5 protein-coding genes are annotated in these 6000 nt (G+C 58.9%); 3 read left to right on the top strand and 2 right to left on the bottom strand.

Annotated elements, in window-relative coordinates:
* The first annotated feature begins 227 nt into the window (after positions 1–227).
* From rdgC to sugE, 3 genes are all read left to right on the top strand, one after another.
* Entirely contained in the window at positions 228–1148 is a 921-nt protein-coding gene (gene rdgC, locus AC07VO_RS20120; RefSeq protein WP_007936132.1) for a recombination-associated protein RdgC, read from the top strand.
* Positions 1149–1325: 177 nt separating this feature from the next.
* Positions 1326–2291, top strand: a complete 966-nt coding sequence (locus tag AC07VO_RS20115) for a bile acid:sodium symporter family protein (RefSeq protein WP_018925159.1) — start codon at positions 1326–1328, stop codon at positions 2289–2291.
* Between the two features lie 119 nt (positions 2292–2410).
* On the top strand, positions 2411–2725 hold the full coding sequence (sugE, locus tag AC07VO_RS20110; protein ID WP_018925158.1) for a quaternary ammonium compound efflux SMR transporter SugE: 315 nt from the start codon (positions 2411–2413) through the stop codon (positions 2723–2725).
* Positions 2726–2777: 52 nt separating this feature from the next.
* On the opposite strand, the gene AC07VO_RS20105 is transcribed toward sugE, so the two are convergent.
* Positions 2778–4652 (bottom strand): MFS transporter, encoded by a 1875-nt coding sequence (locus AC07VO_RS20105; protein WP_086945820.1) that lies wholly within the window; start codon positions 4650–4652, stop codon positions 2778–2780.
* A gap of 102 nt (positions 4653–4754) precedes the next feature.
* Positions 4755–5906: a TDT family transporter gene (locus tag AC07VO_RS20100; RefSeq protein WP_086945821.1), complete on the bottom strand. Its 1152-nt coding sequence runs from the start codon at positions 5904–5906 to the stop codon at positions 4755–4757.
* Positions 5907–6000: the final 94 nt, after the last annotated feature.

Genomic DNA, 6000 nt, shown 5'->3' with positions numbered 1-6000 from the left:
GATGACGGGATCGAACCGCCGACATTCTGCTTGTAAGGCAGACGCTCTCCCAGCTGAGCTAATCACCCTTCGCTTCGGTGTGGCGCGCATTCTACGGAGCGACCCAACCTCTGGCAAGCACTTTTTTAAATAATTTTCTCAGGCCTTCCAAAGGCTTAGAGAAGGGTTGGCCTATGACCCGGCGAAGACAATAATGCCCCCCTTTGTATAAAGGAGAGACTCACCCCATGTGGTTCAAAAACCTGCTTATCTATCGCCTGACCCAAGATCTGCCTTTTGATGCCGAGGCGTTGGAAACTGCACTGGCCACCAAACTGGCGCGTCCATGTGCAAGCCAGGAGTTGACCACCTACGGTTTCGTCGCGCCCTTCGGCAAAGGCGAAGATGCACCGCTGGTACACGTCAGCGGAGACTTCCTGCTGATCGCCGCCCGTAAAGAAGAACGCATTCTGCCGGGCAGCGTCGTGCGTGACGCAGTGAAGGAAAAGGTCGAAGAGATCGAAGCCGAACAAATGCGCAAGGTCTATAAAAAGGAACGCGATCAGATCAAGGATGAAATCATCCAGGCCTTCCTGCCCCGCGCCTTTATCCGTCGCTCGTCGACCTTCGCCGCCATTGCGCCGAAACAGGGCCTGATCCTGGTGAACTCGGCCAGCCCGAAACGTGCCGAAGACCTGCTGTCCACCCTGCGTGAAGTGATCGGCTCGCTGCCGGTACGTCCGCTGACGGTGAAGATGTCGCCGACCGCAACCATGACCGAGTGGGTTACCACTCAGAAAGCCGCAGACGATTTCTTTGTGCTGGACGAGTGCGAACTGCGCGACACCCACGAAGACGGCGGCATCGTGCGTTGCAAGCGTCAGGACCTGACCAGCGAAGAAATCCAGCTGCACCTGAGCACCGGCAAAGTGGTCACTCAGCTGTCGCTGGCCTGGCAGGACAAACTGTCGTTCGTGCTCGACGACAAAATGGTGGTCAAGCGCCTGAAGTTCGAAGACCTGCTGCAAGATCAGGCGGAGCAGGACGGTGGCGACGAAGCACTGGGCCAACTGGACGCCAGCTTCACCCTGATGATGCTGACCTTCGGCGACTTCCTGCCGGCACTGGTTGAAGCGTTGGGCGGTGAAGAGACCCCACAGGGTATCTGATTGCCTTAGGGCGCCGGCCTTGATCGGCGGCGCCTGGTAAGAAAAGATCGCAGCCTTCAGCAGCTCCTACAGAGGATCGCATTTCAAATGTAGGAGCTGCCGAAGGCTGCGATCTTTTTGCAGGCAACCCAAGTTCCAAGCCCTACCCGCTTTTAAACACATAACAAGGATCAGGCCATGCGCGCACTCGCTGCATTGAGTCGTTTTGTCGGCAACACCTTCGCTTACTGGGTACTGATTTTCGCCATCGTGGCGTTTCTGCAGCCGGCCTGGTTCATCGGTTTGAAAGGCGCCATTGTGCCGCTGCTGGGGCTGGTGATGTTCGGCATGGGCCTGACCCTCAAGCTCGAAGACTTCGCCGAAGTCGCTCGCCATCCGTGGCGCGTGGCCCTGGGCGTGGTCGCCCACTTCGTGATCATGCCCGGCATGGCATGGTTACTCTGCCAGGTATTCCACCTGCCGCCAGAGATCGCCGTCGGGGTGATTCTGGTCGGCTGTTGCCCGAGCGGCACCTCGTCGAACGTGATGACCTGGCTGGCTCGCGGCGACCTGGCGTTGTCGGTGGCCATTGCCGCCGTCACCACCCTCCTCGCGCCATTGCTGACACCGGCGCTGATCTGGCTGCTGGCCTCGGCCTGGTTGCCGGTGTCGTTCATGGAGCTGTTCTGGTCGATCCTGCAAGTCGTGCTGTTGCCGATCGTACTTGGCGTGGTTGCCCAACGCGTACTCGGTGATCGGGTTCGTCACGCGGTAGAAGTGTTGCCGCTGGTATCGGTGGTGAGCATCGTGATCATCGTCACGGCCGTGGTGGCCGCCAGCCAGGCGAAGATTGCCGAATCCGGTCTGCTGATCATGGCCGTGGTGATGCTGCACAACAGCTTCGGCTACTTGCTGGGTTACTTCACCGGGCGCCTGTTCAACCTGCCGCTGGCCCAGCGCAAATCCCTGGCACTGGAAGTCGGCATGCAGAACTCCGGTCTGGGTGCGGCACTGGCCAGTGCGCACTTCTCGCCGCTGGCGGCGGTGCCGAGCGCGCTGTTCAGCGTCTGGCACAACATTTCCGGGGCCCTGCTCTCGACGTATTTCCGTCGCATGAGCGAAAAAGAGGATCGGAAAATCGCTGCTCAGCAAGTGGCTGACTGATCCGAAAACTTGATCCTCGGGTTAATGATGGGCACTCTATCGCGCAACGCGGGGACGACCTCGCGGCTCGATCGAGTGCTTAATCCGGGGACGACCCCATCCATCGATGGAGGTCTTCCATGTCCTGGATCATTCTGTTTTTTGCCGGTCTGTTCGAAGTCGGCTGGGCCGTTGGCCTGAAATACACCGACGGCTTCAGCCGCCCTCTTCCCACCGCATTGACCGTTGCCGCCATGGCGATCAGCCTTGGCCTGCTGGGCCTTGCCATGAAGGAATTGCCGCTGGGCACGGCCTATGCGATCTGGACCGGCGTGGGTGCAGTGGGCACGGTGATCGCCGGGATCATTCTGTTTGGTGAATCCATGGCACTGTTTCGGCTGGCCAGTGTGGCACTGATCATTACCGGGTTGGTTGGGCTCAAGGTCAGCGCTTAGGCCACTGACGTCATCGCGGGCAAGCCCGCGATGACGCCCGCAAAGTCACCAACTATCTGACGGCCCCACGCAAATCCCCCACCAACGCCTGCAACTTAGCTGGCTCCGCCACTTCAACCGCCACCGCCGGCCCTGCCACCAAGGTCACCCGCGACCACAACCGACGGAACAAGCCCTTGTTCGGATCGCGGCTGAAGAAACTCCCCCACAACCCTTGCAACGCCAGCGGAATCACCGGCACCGGCGTTTCTTCGAGAATCCGCGTCAGCCCGCCCTTGAACTCGTTGATCTCGCCATCAGCGGTCAACTTGCCTTCAGGGAAAATACACACCAGCTCGCCATCCTTCAGATACTGGGCAATGCGGGTGAAGGCTTTTTCGTAGATTTGAATGTCTTCCTGGCGCCCGGCAATCGGAATTGCCCCGGCCGTGCGGAAGATGAAGTTCAGCACCGGCAGGTTGTAGATTTTGTAATACATCACAAAGCGAATCGGCCGACGCACGGCCCCACCGATCAGCAACGCATCGACGAACGACACATGGTTGCAAACCAGCAGCGCAGCACCCTCATCGGGAATCAGCTCGAGGTTGCGATGCTCGACGCGGTACATGGAATGGCCGAGCAGCCAGATCATGAAACGCATGCTGAACTCGGGGACAATTTTGAAGATGTACGCGTTGACGCCGATGTTCAGCAGCGACACCACCAGGAACAGCTGCGGGATCGACAGCTTGGCGATGCTCAGCAAGACGATCGACACAATCGCCGACACCACCATGAACAGGGCGTTGAGAATGTTGTTGGCGGCAATCACTCGGGCCCGTTCGTTCTCGACGGTGCGGGACTGGATCAGCGCATACAGCGGCACGATGTAGAAACCGCCGAAGACTCCCAGCCCGAGGATGTCGATCAACACCAGCCAGGTGTGACCGAAGCCAAGGATTTCGATCCAGCCATGGCCGGTAACGCTGTCCGGAATTCCACCGGAATGCCACCACAGCAACAGGCCAAATACGGTCAGGCCGAATGAGCCGAACGGCACCAGACCGATCTCGACTTTGCGCCCGGAGAGTTTCTCGCAAAGCATCGAACCCAGTGCAATACCGACCGAGAACACGGTAAGAATCAGCGTCACCACGGTCTCGTCGCCGTGCATCCATTCCTTGGCATACGCCGGGATTTGCGTCAGATAAATCGCCCCGACAAACCAGAACCATGAGTTGCCGACGATCGAACGCGAGACCGCAGGGGTTTGCCCCAGGCCCAGCTTCAACGTGGCCCAGGACTGGCTGAAGATATTCCAGTTCAGGCGCATTTGCGGCGATGCCGCCGCAGCTCGGGGAATGCTGCGGCTGGCCAGATAACCGAGCACCGCAATGCCGATGATTGCCGTGGACACCACCGGCGCGTAGTTGCTGGCGGACATCATGATGCCGGCGCCAATCGTCCCGGCGAGAATTGCCAGGAAGGTGCCCATTTCCACCAACCCGTTGCCACCCACCAGCTCTTCTTCGCGCAAGGCCTGCGGCAGGATCGAGTACTTCACCGGCCCGAACAGCGCCGAGTGGGTGCCCATGGCAAACAGCGCCAACAGCATCAGCGACAGGTGATCGAACATGAAACCGACCGCGCCCACCGTCATGATGACGATTTCCCCGAGCTTGATCAGACGGATCAGCGCGTCCTTGGCGAACTTCTCCCCGAACTGCCCGGCCAGCGCCGAGAACAGGAAGAACGGCAGGATAAACAGCAGCGCACACAGGTTGACCCAGATCGAACGGTCACCCTCGATGGTCAGCTTGTACAGAATGGCGAGGATCAGCGACTGCTTGAAGATGTTGTCGTTAAAGGCCCCAAGGGACTGCGTGACAAAAAAAGGCAGGAAGCGCCGAGTGCGAAGCAAGGTGAACTGCGAGGGGTGACTCATCTTCCATGTGTCCCTGATTTTTTTGGTAGAGGGTGGCGTGGATACTGTTATTGGAATGTCGAACGTCGATCCAGGCCACACACATTACCTAATCTTTGCCGGTTATTTCTTTAATCCTGCGATGCACGGTGAGACAAACAGTTCGCCCTTCCACGCGCCCTGCACCGTGCGTTTGGCGACAATCAGCCACATCACCGCCAGCATGGCCACCAACACGCAACCAAAGACACTGAAAAACGTCAGGTTCAAGGTGCTGGCCAGTTTCAGCGTAGTCAGGGAATAGACACCCAGCGGGAACGTGAAACCCCACCAGCCGAGATTGAACGGGATACCGGCGCGCAAGTAACGCACGGTGATCAGCAGTGCTATCAGCATCCACCAAAGCCCGAAGCCCCACAGCGTGATCCCGGCCACCAGCCCAAGGCCCTCAGCTATTTCACCGATCCCCGGCAGACTGTTGGCGGCAAAGATCGCCGGTGCGTCGGCGCCCATCAACAACATGCCCAGCGCACCCGTGCCAATCGGCCCAAGCGCCAGCCAGCTCGAGGCGGCCATGTTTTCGTGGGGCAATTTATGCAACGCCATGCGCAGCAACAGGATGGTCAGAATGCTGAACGCCACTGGCAGGGAAAAAGCCCAAAGCACGTAGCTGGTCACCAGCACCACTAACTGCGAATGAGCATCGGCGAGGTGCGGCGCCAGCAAGCCACCACTGGCAGCCGCCACTTCCGCCGCCACCACCGGCAACAGCCAGACAGCGGTCATCTGGTCGATGCTGTGCTCCTGACGGGTGAACATCATGTAGGGAATCAGTACGCCGCAGGCCAGCGACATCGCCACGTCCAGCCACCACAGCACTTCGGCGACATGAATCACACCGTCGCCCCAACGCGGCAGGCCGAACAGCAGAAAGCCATTGATGATGGTCGCCAGGCCCATGGGAATGGTGCCGAAAAACATCGAAACCGTGGAGTGGCCGAAAATCCGCCGCGCTTCGTCGAAGAACATGACCCAACGCGCGGCATACATGGCCGTGAACAACACAAACAGGCCAATATTTAATAGCCACAAGCCTTCGGCCAACGCATGCAGACCGGGAGTCGACACCGGCAGTTGCGCAAGCGCAAGCGCCAATACACCAGTGCCCATGGTCGCCGCGAACCAGTTCGGGGTGAATTGGCGGATGGCTTCTCTTGGGTGCTGCAGATGACTGAACGGCTTGATACCGGGTTTAACGCTACGGGTGCAGGTCATGGCGAACTCCTGTCCTCTAATGAGGTAGGCGCTCATGATAGATCCGAATAGAATATCGATATAACGGGTAATATCTCTAACTGTTATCTGTTTT

It is taken from the genome of Pseudomonas sp. GW821-FHT03E01 (assembly GCF_059420765.1).
Note: the sequence above shows the minus strand (reverse complement) of the source record. Positions and strands in the feature narration are given on the sequence as shown.

Coding starts and splice junctions, on each gene's coding strand:
- AC07VO_RS20115 (WP_018925159.1), top strand. CDS start 1,326: ATGCGCGCACTCGCTGCATTGAGTCGTTTTGTCGGCAACACCTTCGCT.
- AC07VO_RS20105 (WP_086945820.1), bottom strand. CDS start 4,652: ATGAGTCACCCCTCGCAGTTCACCTTGCTTCGCACTCGGCGCTTCCTG.
- AC07VO_RS20100 (WP_086945821.1), bottom strand. CDS start 5,906: ATGACCTGCACCCGTAGCGTTAAACCCGGTATCAAGCCGTTCAGTCAT.
- rdgC (WP_007936132.1), top strand. CDS start 228: ATGTGGTTCAAAAACCTGCTTATCTATCGCCTGACCCAAGATCTGCCT.
- sugE (WP_018925158.1), top strand. CDS start 2,411: ATGTCCTGGATCATTCTGTTTTTTGCCGGTCTGTTCGAAGTCGGCTGG.